Annotated in this window: 18 protein-coding genes; 9 read left to right on the plus strand and 9 right to left on the minus strand. The window is 69.9% G+C overall.

Annotated features, from left to right (window positions below; genetic code table 11):
• Nucleotides 1–45: 45 nt before the first annotated feature.
• The 4 genes from sigM to trxA all read left to right on the plus strand — a co-directional run bounded on the left by sigM (nt 46) and on the right by trxA (nt 3,215).
• Entirely contained in the window at nt 46–756 is a 711-nt protein-coding gene (gene sigM / locus QSK45_RS13840; protein ID WP_285556586.1) for an RNA polymerase sigma factor SigM, read from the plus strand.
• Complete coding sequence (locus tag QSK45_RS13845) at nt 753–1,709, plus strand: anti-sigma factor family protein (protein ID WP_285556587.1); 957 nt, start codon at nt 753–755, stop codon at nt 1,707–1,709. Before sigM ends, QSK45_RS13845 begins: the two co-directional genes overlap by 4 nt.
• Nucleotides 1,710–1,856: 147 nt before the next feature.
• Nucleotides 1,857–2,828 (plus strand): thioredoxin-disulfide reductase, encoded by a 972-nt coding sequence (gene trxB, locus QSK45_RS13850; protein ID WP_285556588.1) that lies wholly within the window; start codon nt 1,857–1,859, stop codon nt 2,826–2,828.
• A 57-nt stretch (nt 2,829–2,885) separates the two neighbouring features.
• Entirely contained in the window at nt 2,886–3,215 is a 330-nt protein-coding gene (gene trxA, locus QSK45_RS13855; protein WP_285556589.1) for a thioredoxin, read from the plus strand.
• Nucleotides 3,216–3,336: 121 nt separating this feature from the next.
• On the opposite strand, the gene QSK45_RS13860 is transcribed toward trxA, so the two are convergent.
• The 9 genes from QSK45_RS13860 to rpmH form a co-directional block, all read right to left on the minus strand.
• Entirely contained in the window at nt 3,337–3,954 is a 618-nt protein-coding gene (locus QSK45_RS13860; RefSeq protein ID WP_285556590.1) for a GNAT family N-acetyltransferase, read from the minus strand.
• Between the two features lie 197 nt (nt 3,955–4,151).
• Nucleotides 4,152–5,255, minus strand: coding sequence for a ParB/RepB/Spo0J family partition protein (locus tag QSK45_RS13865; RefSeq protein ID WP_285556591.1), 1,104 nt, complete (start codon nt 5,253–5,255; stop codon nt 4,152–4,154).
• Nucleotides 5,252–6,325, minus strand: coding sequence for a ParA family protein (locus tag QSK45_RS13870; RefSeq protein ID WP_285557085.1), 1,074 nt, complete (start codon nt 6,323–6,325; stop codon nt 5,252–5,254). Before QSK45_RS13870 ends, QSK45_RS13865 begins: the two co-directional genes overlap by 4 nt.
• Nucleotides 6,326–6,620: 295 nt before the next feature.
• Complete coding sequence (gene rsmG / locus QSK45_RS13875) at nt 6,621–7,337, minus strand: 16S rRNA (guanine(527)-N(7))-methyltransferase RsmG (protein WP_285556592.1); 717 nt, start codon at nt 7,335–7,337, stop codon at nt 6,621–6,623.
• A gap of 117 nt (nt 7,338–7,454) precedes the next feature.
• Nucleotides 7,455–7,967 (minus strand): Jag family protein, encoded by a 513-nt coding sequence (locus QSK45_RS13880; protein ID WP_285556593.1) that lies wholly within the window; start codon nt 7,965–7,967, stop codon nt 7,455–7,457.
• A gap of 15 nt (nt 7,968–7,982) precedes the next feature.
• On the minus strand, nt 7,983–9,281 hold the full coding sequence (gene yidC, locus QSK45_RS13885; RefSeq protein WP_285556594.1) for a membrane protein insertase YidC: 1,299 nt from the start codon (nt 9,279–9,281) through the stop codon (nt 7,983–7,985).
• 3 nt (nt 9,282–9,284) lie between these two features.
• Entirely contained in the window at nt 9,285–9,659 is a 375-nt protein-coding gene (yidD, locus tag QSK45_RS13890; RefSeq protein ID WP_285556595.1) for a membrane protein insertion efficiency factor YidD, read from the minus strand.
• Nucleotides 9,656–10,027 (minus strand): ribonuclease P protein component, encoded by a 372-nt coding sequence (rnpA, locus tag QSK45_RS13895; protein ID WP_285556596.1) that lies wholly within the window; start codon nt 10,025–10,027, stop codon nt 9,656–9,658. The genes yidD and rnpA overlap by 4 nt, the downstream gene beginning before the upstream one ends.
• A 21-nt stretch (nt 10,028–10,048) precedes the next feature.
• Nucleotides 10,049–10,186: a 50S ribosomal protein L34 gene (gene rpmH, locus QSK45_RS13900; protein ID WP_003956500.1), complete on the minus strand. Its 138-nt coding sequence runs from the start codon at nt 10,184–10,186 to the stop codon at nt 10,049–10,051.
• A 396-nt stretch (nt 10,187–10,582) separates the two neighbouring features.
• On the opposite strand from rpmH, the gene dnaA reads away from it, so the two are divergent.
• From dnaA to QSK45_RS13925, 5 genes are all read left to right on the plus strand, one after another.
• Nucleotides 10,583–12,547 carry a chromosomal replication initiator protein DnaA gene (gene dnaA / locus QSK45_RS13905; RefSeq protein ID WP_285556597.1) on the plus strand — a complete coding sequence of 655 codons (1,965 nt, stop codon included), beginning with the start codon at nt 10,583–10,585 and terminating at the stop codon, nt 12,545–12,547.
• 957 nt (nt 12,548–13,504) lie between these two features.
• A complete protein-coding gene (dnaN, locus tag QSK45_RS13910; protein ID WP_285556598.1) occupies nt 13,505–14,635 on the plus strand; it encodes a DNA polymerase III subunit beta in 1,131 nt (376 codons plus the stop codon).
• A gap of 173 nt (nt 14,636–14,808) precedes the next feature.
• Nucleotides 14,809–15,684, plus strand: coding sequence for a phosphogluconate dehydrogenase (NAD(+)-dependent, decarboxylating) (gene gnd / locus QSK45_RS13915; RefSeq protein WP_285556599.1), 876 nt, complete (start codon nt 14,809–14,811; stop codon nt 15,682–15,684).
• A gap of 61 nt (nt 15,685–15,745) precedes the next feature.
• Nucleotides 15,746–16,867 carry a DNA replication/repair protein RecF gene (gene recF, locus QSK45_RS13920; RefSeq protein WP_285556600.1) on the plus strand — a complete coding sequence of 374 codons (1,122 nt, stop codon included), beginning with the start codon at nt 15,746–15,748 and terminating at the stop codon, nt 16,865–16,867.
• On the plus strand, nt 16,864–17,400 hold the full coding sequence (locus tag QSK45_RS13925) for a DciA family protein (RefSeq protein ID WP_285556601.1): 537 nt from the start codon (nt 16,864–16,866) through the stop codon (nt 17,398–17,400). The genes recF and QSK45_RS13925 overlap by 4 nt, the downstream gene beginning before the upstream one ends.
• Nucleotides 17,401–17,430 lie beyond the last annotated feature (30 nt).

Genomic DNA, 17,430 nt, shown 5'->3' on the forward strand with positions numbered 1-17,430 from the left:
AGGTGGGAGGGAGGGGAACCGTTGCGCGAGCCGACAGGCGGATCCGTGAGCGACCAGGAGCTGCTCGCTCGCCACGTGCAGGGCGACCCCGACGCCTTCGGAGAGATCGTGCGGCGGCACCGGGACCGGCTCTGGGCGGTCGCGCTGCGCACGCTGGGGGACCGCGAGGAGGCCGCCGACGCGGTGCAGGACGCCCTGGTGTCGGCCTACCGCGCCGCCCACACCTTCCGAGGCCAGTCGGCGGTGACGACCTGGCTGCACCGGATCACGGTGAACGCCTGTCTCGACCGCGTCCGCAAGGCCGCCTCGCGCAAGACCGCCCCGGTGGACGACACCGAGCGGCTGGAGCAGCTGCTGGAGCCGCACGAGTCCGCGTCCGCGCCGGCCGAGCGCAACGATCTGCACCGCCAGCTCATCGAGGCGCTGGGCACCCTGGCGCCGGAGCAGCGGGCCGCGCTGGTCCTCGTGGACATGCAGGGCTACCCGGTCGCCGAGGCGGCCCGGATCCTCGACGTGCCGACGGGCACGGTGAAGAGCCGGTGCGCCCGGGGCAGAGCCCGACTGCTGCCGCTGCTCACTCATCTGCGCCCCGACCACGGCTCGGAAGAAGGCCGTGACGGAGAGGAAAACAGTTCTGGCCGGAACCGGGTGCAAGGGACATCCGTCCCATCCGCGACGGAGTCTTCCGGAGCGGGCCTCCAGGAGGCGGGACCGACCGATTCAGCCGTAGTGAAGGGCGGAGGTGGGCGAGCGTGACATCGACGACGGACACGGCCGGGCACCCGGACGTCACCGAGATCTCCGACCTCGCCGAGGGCCTTCTCCCGCCTGAGCGCGGCACGGACGTGCGGTACCACCTGGCCGCCTGCGAGCTGTGCGCGGACGTCTACGCCTCGCTGGAGGAGATCCGGGGGCTGCTCGGTTCCGCGCAGGCGCCGGAGGCCATGCCGATCGACGTGGCGCAGCGCATCGACGCCGCCCTGGCCGCCGAGGCACTGCTCAATGCGTCCGGCTCCGGCTCCGGCTCTAGTGAAGATTCCACGACCGATGTTTCACGTGAAACATCGGCTCCCGCGGCGCGCGAGCCCGCGCACGAACGTGAGCACGCGACATCCGTCCCGGCCGACCGTCCCACAGGCCGCCCGCAGGCCGCGACCGGACCGGGGCGGAAGAAGAGCGGACGCGGTCGTCGCCGCAGGGCCGTCGCGCTGGGCGGTGTGCTGACCGCTGCCGTCCTGGGGGCCGGCGCACTGGTGCTCCAGTCGTTCGGCGGTGGTACGTCGTCCACGACGGCCCATGGCAAGCCGAGCCCGTCCGCCGGTGCCTTCTCCGGCACCAGCGTCCAGAACCAGGTGCGGGACCTGCTGACCGCGGAGAAGAGCCCCCAGCGGGGGCACGGGGACAGCCAGCAGCCGCGGTCCGGCGGGAACTCCGAGCGGAACACCCCGCAGTCGGGCGAAAGCGCGAACACTCTTCTCCGGCCTCAGGTGGCGGTCCCGGACTGCGTTCGGCTGGCGATCCCCCGGGGTGAGCAGGCCCTGGCCGCGAAGACCGGTACCTACGCCGGGAAGAACGCCTATCTCGTCGTCCTTCCCGACTTCCAGGACAGTGCACGCGTCACGGCCTATGTGATCGATGCCGCCTGTGTCGGACAGCGGTCCGCCTCCTCCGGCAGGGTTCTGCTGAAGGAGCCCGTCGCCCGTCCGTGAGGCGGGATTCCGGTCGGTCGTTCCCCGCACGCGTGTGCCCGAACACAGCGGGAATGCGCGCCCCGTAGGATCCGTTGGGTGGGGTGAGAGTCCCGAAAGGGACGTCCACCGGTCGACTGACGCAGACCAGAGACGAGGAATCAAGCCGTGAGCGATGTCCGTAACGTGATCATCATCGGCTCCGGGCCCGCAGGCTATACGTCGGCGCTGTACACCGCCCGCGCTTCGCTGAAGCCCCTGGTGTTCGAGGGTGCCGTCACCGCCGGTGGCGCGCTGATGAACACCACCGAGGTGGAGAACTTCCCGGGCTTCCGTGACGGCATCATGGGCCCCGACCTCATGGACAACATGCGGGCCCAGGCCGAGCGCTTCGGCGCGGAACTGATCCCGGACGACATCGTCTCGGTCGACCTCACCGGGGAGATCAAGACCGTCACCGACACCGCGGGCACCGTCCACAAGGCGAAGGCCGTCATCGTCACCACCGGCTCCCAGCACCGCAAGCTCGGCCTCCCGAACGAGGACGCGCTGTCCGGCCGCGGTGTCTCCTGGTGTGCCACCTGCGACGGGTTCTTCTTCAAGGACCAGGACATCGCCGTGATCGGCGGTGGCGACACCGCGATGGAGGAGGCCACCTTCCTGTCGCGCTTCGCCAAGTCCGTGACGATCGTCCACCGCCGGGACACCCTGCGCGCCTCCAAGGCGATGCAGGAGCGCGCCTTCGGCGACCCGAAGATCAAGTTCGTGTGGGACAGCGAGGTCGCCGAGATCCAGGGCGAGCAGAAGCTCTCCGGCCTGAAGCTGCGCAACCTCAAGACCGGCGAGCTGTCCGACCTCCCCGTGACGGGTCTGTTCATCGCGATCGGCCACGACCCGCGCACCGAGCTGTTCAAGGGCCAGCTGGACCTCGACGAGGAGGGCTACCTGAAGGTCGACTCCCCGTCCACCCGCACCAACGTGACCGGTGTCTTCGCCGCCGGTGACGTGGTCGACCACACCTACCGGCAGGCGATCACCGCGGCCGGCACCGGCTGCTCCGCCGCCCTGGACGCCGAACGCTTCCTCGCCGCCCTCGCCGACGAGGACCAGGCCGAGCCCGAGAAGACCGCCGCGGTCTGACGCTCCTCACGGCTTCCCCTTCACCTCCCTCCCCACGACCAAGAAAAGGAGCCCAGCGTGGCCGCCCTGAAGAACGTGACCGACGCCTCCTTCGACGAGGACGTCCTCAAGAACGACAAGCCCGTCCTGGTGGACTTCTGGGCTGCCTGGTGCGGTCCGTGCCGCCAGATCGCCCCCTCCCTGGAGGCGATCGCCGCCGAGCACGGCGACAAGATCGAGATCGTCAAGCTCAACATCGACGAGAACCCGGCCACGGCCGCCAAGTACGGCGTCATGTCGATCCCGACCCTGAACGTCTACCAGGGCGGCGAGGTCGCCAAGACCATCGTCGGCGCCAAGCCCAAGGCCGCGATCGTCCGCGACCTCGAGGAATTCATCGCCGAGTGATGTTTCACGTGAAACATTGAAGGGGCCGACCTCCCACGGGTCGGCCCCTTCTTCGTGTCCGTTCGCTGGAGCGGTCGGATGTCCGCCCACCGCAGCGGATGTCTCCGCCCGGAAGCGCCCGCTACAGCGGCCGCAGCGCCGGTTCCTTCTGGACCGCGCCCAGGAGCCGGTCGATCGCCATCTCGACGTCCTCCTTCCAGGACAGCGTCGAGCGCAGCTCCAGCCGCAGCCGGGGGTACGCGGGATGCTGCCGTACCGTCTTGAAGCCCACGGCCAGGAGATGGTCGGCCGGCAGCAGACAGGCGGGTTCCTTCCATCGGGCGTCCCCGAATGCCTCTATGGCCTTGAAGCCCCGGCGCAGCAGATCCTTGGCCACCGTCTGCACCAGCACCCGGCCGAGCCCCTGCCCCTGGTATCCGGGCTTGATGAAGGACGTGATCAGCTGGACGGCATCCGGTGAGACCGGGCTCGTGGGGAAGGCAGCCGAACGCGGGACATAGGCGGGCGGGGCGTAGAGCACATAGCCCACCGGTACGTCGTCGACGTAGACCACACGGCCGCACGAACCCCAGTCGAGCAGGACGGCGGAGATCCAGGACTCCTTCTCCACGGCGGCCGTGCCGGCCTTGACCGCCGCCTCACCGCTGACGGGGTCCAGTTCCCAGAAGACACACGAGCGACAGCGTTGGGGAAGGTCCTGAAGGTTGTCCAGTGTGAGCGGCACAAGCCGACGCCCCATGAAGGCTGTTCCTCGCTTCCCTCACCGGCCGCCGCGGCGCGAACGACCGTCCGAGCACTGCACTCCCTGAGCACTCGCATCGTATCCACGATGCGATTCACTCGATACCGCCGCAAAGCAAAGAGCGGGCCGTGTTCCGGCACACACCGGACACGCCCGCTCGCTGCTCGAACCCAGGGGACCGAAGCGTCCAGGGATCAGTCGTCCCGACCCTCTTCGACGTCCTCCTGAAGGTCCTTGGGAAGGACCCGTCCCTCTCCCGGGGCAAGGGTGCCCAGGATCCGCTGGAGGTCGTCCATGGAGGCGAACTCGACCGTGATCTTGCCCTTCTTCTGCCCGAGGTCGACCTTCACCCGGGTCTCGAAGCGGTCCGACAGCCGGGTCGCCAGCTCGTTCAGCGCAGGGGAGAGGCGGGAGCCGGCACGCGGACCCTTGGGGCGCTGCGGCTTCTGGGGCCGGGAGCCCATGAGGGTCACGATCTCCTCGACGGCCCGCACCGACAGCCCCTCGGCCACGATGCGATGGGCCAGCCGGTCCTGCTCCTCCGAGTCCGCCACGGACAGCAGCGCCCGCGCGTGTCCGGCGGACAGTACCCCGGCGGCGACCCTCTTCTGCACCGTCGGCGAAAGCTTCAGCAGCCGGAGGGTGTTGGAGACCTGCGGGCGGGAACGCCCGATCCGGTCGGCCAGCTGGTCGTGCGTGCAGTTGAAGTCCTTGAGCAGCTGATCGTAGGCGGCGGCCTCTTCCAGCGGGTTCAGCTGCGCGCGGTGCAGGTTCTCCAGCAGCGCGTCCAGGAGGAGCTTCTCGTCGTCCGTGGCCCGGACGATCGCCGGGATGGCCTCCAGGCCGGCCTCGCGGCAGGCGCGCCAGCGGCGCTCGCCCATGATCAGCTCATAGCGGCCGGGTCCCAGCTGCCGTACGACGACCGGCTGGAGAAGGCCGACCTCCTGGATGGAGGTGACCAGCTCGTGCAGGGCGTCCTCGTCGAAGACCTCGCGCGGCTGGCGCGGGTTCGGTGTGATCGCGTCGAGGGGGATCTCGGCGAAGTGGGCACCCATCGGGGGCGCGGGCGTCTCCGCGACCGGGCCGGCCGACCGCTCCTGAGTCTCGTGAGAGGCAGCGGGCGGGAGCGTGGCCACCTTCGCCGCGGCCACCCCGCGGTCCGCCGTCAGTACCGGCACGCCCGTGGGAGAGGCGGACGCGCCGCCACCCAACGCGGCCGGGACCGGGTTCTTCTCCACCGGGGCAGCAGGGATCAACGCGCCCAGACCTCGGCCCAACCCCCTCCGTCGCTCACTCACTGGATCCCCTCCACCATGCTCGGGTCGCTCTGGGCGCCGACGTGGGCCTGGCTCGCGTCATAGCTGATGCCAACGCCCCTCAGCGCGATTTCTCGGGCCGCCTCAAGATACGAGAGGGCACCGCTCGATCCAGGATCGTAAGTCAGCACCGTCTGCCCGTAGCTCGGTGCCTCGGAGATACGGACCGAGCGGGGAATGCTCGTCCGCAGCACCTCTTCACCGAAGTGGCTGCGCACCTCTTCCGCGACCTGGGAGGCGAGACGCGTCCGGCCGTCGTACATGGTGAGCAGGATGGTCGATACATGCAGGCCGGGGTTGAGGTGCCCCCGCACCAGATCGACATTGCGCAGCAGCTGGCCCAACCCCTCCAGCGCGTAGTACTCGCACTGGATCGGGATCAGGACCTCCTGGCCCGCGACGAGCGCGTTGACCGTCAACAGGCCCAGCGAGGGCGGACAGTCGATGAGGATGTAGTCCAACGGCTGCTCGTACGCCTGGATCGCGCGCTCAAGCCGGCTTTCGCGCGCCACCAGGGACACCAGCTCGATCTCCGCACCGGCGAGATCGATGGTGGCCGGGGCGCAGAAGAGTCCTTCGACGTCCGGTACGGGCTGGACGACCTCGGCGAGCGGCTTGCTCTCCACCAACACGTCGTAGATCGAGGGAACTTCGGCGTGATGGTCGATCCCGAGGGCCGTCGACGCGTTGCCCTGGGGGTCCAGGTCGATCACCAGGACCCGGGCACCGTGCAGAGCCAGCGAAGCGGCAAGGTTGACGGTCGTCGTCGTCTTGCCCACGCCACCCTTCTGGTTGGCGACCACCATGACGCGGGTCTGCTCCGGTCGAGGCAGGCCTTCGCCGGCACGACCGAGAGCCTCCACTGCCAGTTGGGCCGCGCGACCGATAGGGGTGTCGTCCATCGGGGGCGGTGTTTCACGTGAAACATCCGCCCCCATCGACTCGGTTCGGGGACCGGGGACCGGATCGGTCATCGGTCCCGCGATGTTGGCGTCGGACCGCAAGGATTCACTCTCCTCGACTTCAGGCTCGCAATGAACAGAGCCTCCCATGCCTTCGGGGTCGTGAACCAGTGAGGCCGGGTCTTCTGTGGAGAAATCCACCTCTGTGGGCAACTCCGTGACCCCTGAGGGGGGCGGAGCCGGCCTGGCGGTGGGGCTGGGCCCCCCTCCGAGCGAACCGAGGGGCTTCCGGTCGCGGGGTTCGGCCGCGCGGCCGCGGCTGATGATGCCGTGCAACAGTGAGCGACGTTTCACGTGAAACACGATGCACAGCACCGGCGGCCGGTCCTCTGCGACACTCCGTCGTGCGTGGGTGGGCAGCTTGTGTGGAGTACGCTCGCCCGGCTCAGCGCCGTCGGCGGGCTCGTCCCGTGCGCGCGGCCTTCGCCCGCTTGGCGGCGAAGCGCACACCGCCAGGGCTCTCCCCGACCTCGACCCGGACCACCGTCGACATCGGATCCACGATGCCCTCGCCCACATGGAGGATGGACGTCTCCACCGCACCGAGCTTGCTCAGGGCGGTGGCGGAGGCCTTCAGCTCCTCCTCGGCGGTGTCGCCCTTGAGGGCGAGCATCTCGCCGTACGGGCGCAGCAGCGGGATCCCCCAGGCGGCCAGGCGGTCCAGCGGGGCGACGGCGCGGGCGGTCACCACATGGACCGGCTGAAGCTTGCCCAGGACTTCCTCGGCGCGTCCCCGCACGACGGTGACATGGTCCAGGCCGAGCAGCTCGACGACCTCGGAGAGGAAGTTGGTGCGCCGCAGCAGCGGCTCCAGCAGGGTGATGTTGAGGTCCTCGCGGACCAGGGCCAGCGGGATGCCCGGCAGCCCCGCGCCGGAGCCCACATCGCAGACCGTCACTCCCTCGGGGACGGCCTCCGAGAGCACCGCGCAGTTCAGCAGATGCCGCTCCCACAGGCGGGGTACTTCCCGCGGGCCGATCAGACCGCGCTGCACGCCCGCGTCCGCGAGCAGCTCCGCGTAACGCACCGCATCGTCGAAGCGATCACCGAATACTTCACGCGCCTGCTCGGGCGCGGGGGGAAGCTCCGCTGCCTCCGTCACGGGGACCGTCCTTCCGTACAGCGCCGGCGCTTCGCGCACCGACCACCAGAACTACCAGGCTGACAAAGTTCGGCCCCGCCTGCTCAACAGACGGGGCCGGTGGAACAAGGGGGCGGATCAGGCGGGCAGCACGACGACGAACCGCTGCGGTTCCTCGCCCTCGGACTCGCTGCGCAGCCCGGCGGCCTTGACCGCGTCGTGCACGACCTTGCGCTCGAAGGGGGTCATGGGCCGCAGCTTCACCGGCTCGCCGGAGCTCTTCACATCGGCGGCGGCCTTGGCGCCCAGCTCGGACAGCTCGGCCCGCTTCTTGGCCCGGTACTCGGCGATGTCCAGCATCAGCCGGCTGCGGTCACCGGTCTCCCGGTGCACGGCCAGACGCGTCAGCTCCTGCAGCGCCTCCAGCACCTCGCCGTCCCGGCCGACCAGCTTCTGCAGATCGCGGCTGCCGCTGTCGCTGATGATCGACACGGAGGCCCGGTCGGCCTCGACATCCATGTCGATGTCGCCGTCGAGGTCGGCGATGTCCAGCAGACCCTCCAGGTAGTCCGCCGCGATCTCACCCTCCTGCTCCAGGCGGGAGAGGGCGTCTGCACCCTCGGCAGCGGCGGAGGTGGTGCCTTCCGTCACGGGCTGGGCTCCTTCTTACTTCTTGGACGAGGACTTGGGCCGCTGCGAGCCGCCCTTGCGCTGGCCGCTCTGGGCCCTGCTACGGGCGCCCGTGCCGGGCTTCGGGGCCTGCTGGGCAGCGGCGGGCTTGCTGTCCTGCGGCTGGTCGGGCTGGTCGGTCTCTTCCGGCGAGTCGGACTTCTCCAGAGAGGGGGAGTCGCCCGTCTGCTTGGCCCCGCCGGACTGACGCTGGGCCTTGGACTGACGCTTGGGCTGCTGGCGCCGCGGGGCGGCACCGGCGGTGGTGGTCGCGCCGTCCTCGGTCTGCACCTCGGTCTCGGCCGCCACGCTCTTCGCCACGGTGCCGTCCGCCTGGGCGGCGAGGCCGGCCTTGTTCAGGGCGTTGATGAACTTGCGCTCGAACTCGTTGCGCTCGCGGCCCTTGGCGACGATCGCCTTGATGATCGCCTTCTCGCTGCGGCGGCTGACCTTGCCGTGGTGCGTGACGTGCTTGGTCAGGCGCTCCAGGTAGGCGGCCTGGGCCTTGGAACCCGGGGTCGGGTTGTTGCGGATGACGTACATCTGCTGGCCCATGGTCCACACGTTGGTGGTCAGCCAGTAGACGAGGACACCGACCGGGAAGCGGATACCGAAGAAGGCGAACATGATCGGGAAGACGTACATCAGCATCTTCTGCTGCTGCATGAACGGCGTCTTCACCGTGGTGTCGACGTTCTTCGTCATCAGCTGGCGCTGCGTGTAGAACTGCGACGCCGACATCAGGACGATCATGATCGCGGTCACGACGCGGACGTCGGTCAGCGAGGCGCCGAGCTTCTGCACGGTGTCGGCGCCGTCCAGGAACTTCGCGGCCAGCGGGGCCCCGAAGATGTGCGCCTGGCGGGCGCTGGCCAGCTGCTCGGCGTTGATGTAACCGATCTTGGTGCCCGACGCGATGCCGTTGAGCACGTGGTACAGGGCGAAGAAGAACGGGGACTGCGCCAGGATGGGAAGGCACGAGGAGAGCGGGTTGGTACCCGCCTCCTTGTACAGCTTCATCATCTCTTCGGACTGACGCTGCTTGTCGTTCTTGTAGCGCTCCTGGATCTTCTTCATCTCCGGCTGGAGCGTCTGCATCGCACGCGTCGCCTTGATCTGCTTCACGAAGAGCGGGATCAGGCAGATGCGGATCAGGACCACCAGGGACACGATGGACAGGCCCCAGGCCCATCCGGTGTTCGGGCCGAAGATGGCGCCGTACACCGCGTGGAACTGGACGATGACCCAGGAGACGGGCCAGGTGATGAAACTGAAGAGGCTGGCAATCGTGTCCACTAATCATGCTCCTTGGGCATGGGACGAGGTCTCTGCGGCCGGGCTCGGGGGAAGGTCGGAGACAGCGTTCTCCGGCTTCTCCCCGGTGGCCGGTTCGGCGGCGGAGGGCCCGCCCCGGCGTGCGCGCCAGGCGTCGCGCAGCATTTCGTGCCACCGCGGACGCTTGCGCGGCGGGACATGGTCCACACCGCCCAGCGACCACGGATTGCACCGGAGGATGCGCCAGGCGGTGAGTGCCGTGCCCTTGATCGCACCATGCCGGTCGATGGCCGTGTAGCCGTAATGGGAGCACGACGGGTAGTACTTGCACACTGGCCCGAGCAGTGGACTGATCGTCCACTGGTACAGCTTGATCAGAGCCAGCAGTGGGTACTTCATCGCGCGTCCCCTCCCAGCAGCCGCCGTAGGGCGGCGTCCAGGTCTTGGGCCAGCTGTGCATGGTCGGCGTCGCCCGATCCGGGCAGCGCTCGTACGACTACCAGGCTACCGGGGGGAAACAGGGCGACTCGCTCACGCATCAGATGACGCAGTCTGCGCTTCACTTTGTTGCGCACGACCGCGACACCCACGGCCTTGCTGACGACGAAACCCGCACGCGTCGGAGGAGCGCTCTCCCCAGGCGCGTGCGGGTCCGTGGCACCGCTACGAAGGTGGACGACGAGCGTCGGGCGGCCGGCCCGGCGACCTCGTCGTACCGCGGTCGCGAAGTCCTCGCGCCGCCTCAGCCGGTTCTCGGTGGGCAGCACGATGTCATGACCTGACCGGGATCAGGCGGACAGACGGGCGCGACCCTTGCTACGGCGGGACGCGAGAATCGCGCGGCCGGCACGGGTGCGCATACGCAGCCGGAAGCCGTGGGTCTTCGCGCGACGACGGTTGTTCGGCTGGAAGGTGCGCTTGCTCACTCGGGGGCTCCAGAAAGAATCGGTAGTGGCGGGGTGCCGTCCTGGCTGTCACCGTGCGCCCACGAGTAGCTCGCGTCACGCCCGATTGCACCGCTTCCCGATCACCTGACGTGATCTGTGCCCATCGGAGGCAGGCGGCAGCAGCCATCGACAACTCGACCTGGTTACGGTACGCGGGGCTACGCCATCCGGTCAAACCGAGAGTCGCTGGGAGACACTGTCCACAGGCTGGGGACAACAACTTGAACCCTACCGGCCGCGCTGACTACCGTGGCTGGACTCCGATTCGTTCTTTTGTCCCCCGCCCCGGCGGGTTTGCCCCGCCGACCACCCGAGATTCACCCCGACCCGTCCCCGCGACCACACCTTCGCGGGACCTGTGAGAGAGCGTGCCCTGTGGCTGACGTACCTGCCGATCTTGCCGCAGTGTGGCCACGCGTACTGGAGCAGCTCCTCGGGGAGGGCCGCGGGCAGGGCGTCGAGACGAAGGACGAACACTGGATCCGCCGCTGCCAGCCGCTCGCGCTGGTCGCGGACACCGCCCTGCTCGCCGTACCGAACGAATTCGCGAAGGGCGTACTGGAGGGCCGTCTCGCCCCGATCGTCAGCGAGACGCTGAGTCGCGAGTGCGGCCGCCCCATCCGCATCGCGATCACCGTCGACGACTCCGCGGGCGAGCCCCCGGCGCCGAGCGCGCAGCAGCCGGCCCCCTCGCGCTACGAGGAACCCGAGCCGCCCTCCGGCCCGTCGTACGACGGGTACGGGCGCCACCGCGCGGACCAGCACCCGGGCGGCGAACCCCAGCAGCGCGGCGACCAGTTGCCCACGGCGCGCCCCGTCTACCCCGCCGAGTACCACCGCCCGGAGCCCGGCGCCTGGCCGCGCGGCGGGCAGGACGACTACGGCTGGCAGCAGCAGCGGCTCGGCTTCCCCGAGCGCGACCCGTACGCCTCGCCCTCCTCCCACGCCCCGGACCCCTACGGCCCGGCGGCCCACGACTACCGTCAGCAGGGCGCGGACCGGCCGTCGTACGAGCAGCAGCGCGGGGGGTACGACAACCCGCGCGGGGAGCGCGGGGACTACGAGCCGTCGCGGCCGGACTACGACAAGCCCCGCTCCGACTACGAGCGGTCCGACTACGACCGCGGGGACTACAAGACCTCACGCGCCGAGTACGACCAGCGCGACCCCGTCCGGCGCGAGCTGCCCGAGCAGCCGGTGGGCGGGCCCGCGCACCGTGCCGGGACCGGCCGGCCGGACGGCTCCCCGGCGGGGGCGCCCGGACCGTCGGCGGCGCAGTCCGCGCCCGCGAGCGGTCCCGGTGAGCCGACGGCACGGCTGAACCCCAAGTACCTCTTCGACACGTTCGTCATCGGCGCGTCCAACCGGTTCGCGCACGCGGCCGCGGTGGCGGTCGCGGAGGCGCCGGCGAAGGCGTACAACCCCCTGTTCATCTACGGGGAGTCGGGGCTCGGCAAGACCCACCTGCTGCACGCCATCGGGCACTACGCGCGCAGCCTCTACCCGGGCACGCGCGTGCGGTACGTCAGCTCGGAGGAGTTCACCAACGAGTTCATCAACTCCATCCGCGACGGCAAGGGCGACAGTTTCCGCAAGCGGTACCGCGAGATGGACATCCTGCTCGTCGACGACATCCAGTTCCTCGCGGACAAGGAGTCGACGCAGGAGGAGTTCTTCCACACCTTCAACACGCTCCACAACGCCAACAAGCAGATTGTGCTGTCCAGCGACCGGCCGCCCAAGCAGCTGGTCACGCTGGAGGACCGGCTGCGCAACCGCTTCGAGTGGGGCCTGATCACCGACGTGCAGCCGCCGGAGCTGGAGACGCGGATCGCGATCCTGCGCAAGAAGGCGGTGCAGGAGCAGCTCAACGCGCCGCCGGAGGTGCTGGAGTTCATCGCGTCCCGGATCTCGCGGAACATCCGTGAGCTGGAGGGCGCGCTGATCCGGGTGACGGCGTTCGCCTCGCTCAACCGGCAGCCGGTGGACCTGGGGCTCACCGAGATCGTGCTCAAGGACCTGATCCCGGGCGGGGAGGACGCCGCGCCCGAGATCACGGCCACGGCGATCATGGCGGCGACCGCGGACTACTTCGGACTGACGGTCGAGGACCTGTGCGGGACGTCCCGGGGGCGGGCGCTGGTGACCGCGCGGCAGATCGCGATGTACCTGTGCCGGGAGCTGACGGATCTGTCGCTGCCGAAGATCGGGGCGCAGTTCGGGGGGCGGGACCATACGACGGTCATGCACGCCGATCGGAAGATCAGGGCGCTGATGGCGGAGCGGCGGTCGATCTACAACCAGGTGACGGAGCTGACGAACCGGATCAAGAACGGTTAGCCGACGCCGGACCCGGTGTGAGGGCGTCTTCGAGGCACAGGGCCTCGGAGGCGCCCTTTCGTATGTGCGCCGTCCCCGGGGGCTCGCTGCCGTGGCCGGCCGGGGCGGGAGTGCTCACCGGCGCCGGCCGGGTGCCGCCCGGACCCACCGGCGCCGCCCCGGCGGCACGACCGCCCGCGGGGGAAGCGGCCGCCGGTGTTCGATTTCTCGTCGGGTTACGGCCGTGCTCCACAGATTTGGCGACTTTCTTTCTTCCACATGGTGGGGATGGTGAAGTTGTCCCGAGGTGTGTCCACAGGGCAGTGCGGTGGATGGCGTCCGTGCAGTTCAGGGGGCTGTGGAATCGTGGACGACGAACATCCACAGGCTGTGGACGACGAAAGGATCCACAGGCTGTGCACGAAGTTGTCCACCGACTACCCACAGGCTGGGGGCCGTTGTCCCCAGTGTGGCGCGGCTTCTCCACATGGCTGTCCACTGTTCGGCAACGCGACGCACCCTCTCACCGCGTCGAGTGAAAGGCGTCACATGAAGGTGCCGGGTTGGGGTGTGGGAAACCTGGGTATTCCTGGGGACGCAGCTGGGGAGAACTGCCCTCAGCCTGTGGGCCGAGTGTGCAGAACTTTCTGTTCTCCACAGAGGACCCGGGTTGTCCACTGCTTCCACCCACAGGCCCGGTGGACAAAAAACATGCGCTGAGCTGGGCAAACGTGGTTATCCACGGTATCCACAGGCCCTACTACTACTCCCGACTAGAGAGAGCTCGGCAATCGCTTTGAAGCGGGGGCTGTGCACAACTCGCTGTCTCGAGCCCGACTGCCGCTCGGAGCGACTTGACCCCGACGGGCACCTGCTGTCAGTGCGGTGCGTCAGACTGGTCCCCGGTGTCCTTCCCGTCGCAGTGGGCGGTGACACCGAGTCGGAGGACTCAGAAGCAACAGCAGGAGGCGGCTTACGGTGAAGATCCGGGTGGAACGCGACGTACTGGCGGAGGCAGTGGCCTGGGCGGCACGCAGCCTCCCTGCCCGTCCGCCGGCGCCTGTGCTCGCCGGCCTGCTGCTGAGGGCCGAGGACGGCCAGCTGAGCCTGTCGAGCTTCGACTACGAGGTCTCGGCACGGGTGAGCGTCGAGGCCGAGGTCGAGGAGGAGGGCACCGTCCTGGTCTCCGGCCGGCTGCTCGCCGACATCTCGCGTGCGCTGCCCAACCGGCCGGTGGAGATTTCCACAGACGGTGTACGGGCGACCGTGGTCTGTGGATCGTCCCGGTTCACCCTGCACACCCTGCCGGTGGAGGAGTACCCGGCGCTGCCGCAGATGCCGAACGCGACCGGCACCGTGCCCGGCGAGGTCTTCGCCGCCGCCGTGTCCCAGGTGGCCATCGCCGCGGGCCGCGACGACACGCTGCCCGTGCTCACCGGTGTGCGCATCGAGATCGAGGGCGACACGGTGACGCTGGCGTCCACCGACCGCTACCGGTTCGCGGTGCGCGAGTTCCTGTGGAAGCCGGAGAACCCGGATGCCTCCGCGGTCGCCCTGGTGCCCGCGAAGACGCTGCTGGACACGGCGAAGTCGCTGGGGGCCGGGGACAGCGTGACGCTGGCCCTGTCGGGTTCCGGCGCGGGCGAGGGGCTCATCGGTTTCGAGGGCGCGGGCCGGCGTACGACCACGCGACTGCTCGAGGGCGACCTGCCGAAGTACCGGACGCTGTTCCCGACGGAGTTCAACTCGGTCGCGGTGATCGAGACGGCGCCGTTCGTGGAGGCCGTGAAGCGTGTGGCCCTGGTGGCCGAGCGCAACACCCCGGTGCGGCTGAGCTTCGAGCAGGGAGTGCTGATCCTGGAGGCCGGCTCCAGCGACGACGCACAGGCTGTGGAGCGGGTCGACGCACAGCTGGAGGGCGACGACATCTCGATCGCCTTCAACCCCACGTTCCTGCTGGACGGTCTCAGCGCGATCGACTCCCCGGTGGCCCAGCTGTCGTTCACGACGTCCACGAAGCCGGCGCTGCTCAGCGGCAAGCCGGCGCTGGACGCGGAGGCCGACGAGGCCTACAAGTACCTGATCATGCCGGTCCGGCTCAGCGGCTGACGTCGTCCACAGCCGTGCACGGTGCCGGGCGTCTTCCGGTGCGCCCGGCACCGTGCACGGCCGGCGCCGAATGAGCGCCAGAGCCCACAACTGTGCGTGAAAGGGGCCGTTTAGGCTCGGGGCGGCACTTCTCGTGCCCCAGACGCCAGCAGCGACCCTAAGGAACACAACTGATGGAGCTCGGTCTCGTCGGCCTCGGCAAAATGGGCGGCAACATGCGCGAGCGGATCCGCCGCGCGGGCCACACCGTCGTCGGATACGACCGCAACCCCGACGTCGCGGATGTCCACAGCCTGGAAGAGCTTGTGGGCAAGCTCAGCGCCCCGCGCGTGGTGTGGGTGATGGTCCCGGCCGGTGAGCCCACCCAGTCGACCGTCGACCAGCTCGCCGAGCTGCTGGAGCCGGGCGACGTGGTCGTGGACGGCGGCAACTCCCGCTGGACGGACGACGAGAAGCACGCCCGGGAGCTGGCCGCCAAGGGCATAGGCTTCGTGGACTGCGGCGTCTCCGGCGGCGTCTGGGGCCTGGAGAACGGGTACGCGCTGATGTACGGCGGCGACGCCGAGCACGTCGCCCGGGTGCAGCCGGTCTTCGACGCGCTCAAGCCGGAGGGCGACTTCGGCTCGGTGCACGCCGGCAAGGTCGGCGCGGGCCATTTCGCCAAGATGGTCCACAACGGCATCGAGTACGCCATGATGCAGGCCTACGCCGAGGGCTGGGAGCTGCTGGAGAAGGTCGACTCCGTCACGGACGTCCGTGAGGTCTTCCGCTCCTGGCAGGAGGGCACGGTCATCCGCTCCTGGCTGCTCGACCTCGCGGTGAACGCGCTGGACGAGGACGAGCACCTGGACGACCTGCGCGGTTACGCACAGGACTCCGGTGAGGGACGCTGGACGGTGGAGGCCGCGATCGACAACGCGGTGCCGCTGCCCGCGATCACCGCGTCGCTGTTCGCGCGGTTCGCCTCCCGCCAGGAGGACTCGCCGCAGATGAAGATGATCGCCGCGCTGCGCAACCAGTTCGGTGGCCACGCCGTAGAGAAGAAGTAGTCCACAGGGTCGCCCCGCGATCCACAGCCCGTCCGAGCGGAAGGAGGTCGGCACAAAGACCATGCACGTCACGCATCTCTCGCTGGCCGACTTCCGCTCGTACGCCAGGGCCGAGGTCCCGCTCGACCCCGGCGTCACGGCGTTCGTCGGGCCGAACGGGCAGGGCAAGACCAACCTGGTCGAGGCGGTCGGCTACCTGGCCACCCTCGGCAGCCACCGCGTCGCCTCCGACGCGCCGCTGGTGCGCATGGGCGCCGAGCGCGCCGTCGTCCGGGCCCAGGTCCGCCAGGGCGACCGGCAGCAGCTGATCGAGCTGGAGCTGAACCCCGGCCGCGCCAACCGCGCCCGCATCAACCGGTCCTCGCAGGTCAGACCGCGGGACGTGCTGGGCATCGTACGGACCGTGCTGTTCGCGCCCGAGGACCTCGCCCTGGTGAAGGGGGACCCCGGGGAGCGGCGGCGGTTCCTGGACGAGCTGATCACCGCCCGGTCCCCGCGGATGGCGGGCGTGCGCTCCGACTACGAGCGGGTGCTCAAGCAGCGCAACACGCTCCTGAAGACCGCGGCCCTCGCACGCAGGCACGGCGGGCGGTCCATGGACCTGTCCACCCTCGACGTGTGGGACCAGCACCTCGCGCGCGCCGGTGCCGAACTGCTCGCCCGGCGGCTCGATCTGATCGGCGCGCTGCGGCCGCTGGCCGACAAGGCGTACGAGCAGCTGGCGCCCGGCGGCGGCCCCCTCGCGCTGGAGTACAAGCCGTCCGCGCCCGGCGAGGCCCACACCCGCGAGGACCTGTACGCCCAGCTGCTGGCCGCCCTGGCCGAGGCACGCAAGCAGGAGATCGAGCGGGGCGTCACCCTCGTGGGCCCCCACCGGGACGATCTGGTCCTGAAACTGGGCCAGTTGCCCGCCAAGGGGTACGCCTCGCACGGCGAGTCCTGGTCGTACGCCCTCGCCCTGCGCCTGGCCTCGTACGAGCTGCTGCGCGCCGAGGGGAACGAGCCGGTCCTCGTCCTGGACGACGTCTTCGCCGAGCTGGACGCGCGCCGCCGCGAGCGGCTGGCCGAGCTGGTCGCGCCCGGCGAGCAGGTGCTGGTCACCGCCGCCGTGGACGACGACGTCCCGCAGGTGCTCAGCGGGACGCGCTACGCCGTCTCCGGCGGGACGGTGGAGCGCGTATGAGCGACGGGGCGCGTATGCCGAAGAAGAACGCCGAGCCCTCCGGCGTGGACCTCGCGCGCGTGGCGTTGCGCGCGGCGAAGGAGCAGGCCCGCGCGCGCGGCGACGCGGTCCGGCAGAAGAAGCAGGCCCGGCGGGGCGGCGGGCTGCGGTCCGGGGCACGGGCCGACGGCCGCGATCCGATGGCGCTCGGCTCGGCGATCAACCGGCTGATCACCGAGCGCGGCTGGGAGACCCCGGCCGCCGTGGGCGGGGTGATGGGACGCTGGCCGCAGATCGTCGGCGAGGACCTGGCCAAGCACTGTGTGCCGCAGCGGTACGACGAGGACGAGCGGGTGCTCGTCGTCGCGTGCGACTCCACGGCCTGGGCGACCCAGCTGCGGCTGCTCGCACCGGCGCTGGTCGCCCGGCTCAACGAGGACCTGGGCCATGGCACGGTCCGGCTGATCAAGGTCCTCGGCCCCGGCGGCCCGGCCCGCCGCTACGGCCCCCTGCGGGCCCCGGGAAGCACGGGTCCCGGCGACACCTACGGGTGACGTACCTCACGTCGTACGGCCCGCCACGCA

The organism is Streptomyces hygroscopicus subsp. hygroscopicus (assembly GCF_030269125.1).
Taxonomy (GTDB): Bacteria; Actinomycetota; Actinomycetes; order Streptomycetales; family Streptomycetaceae; genus Streptomyces; species Streptomyces hygroscopicus_C.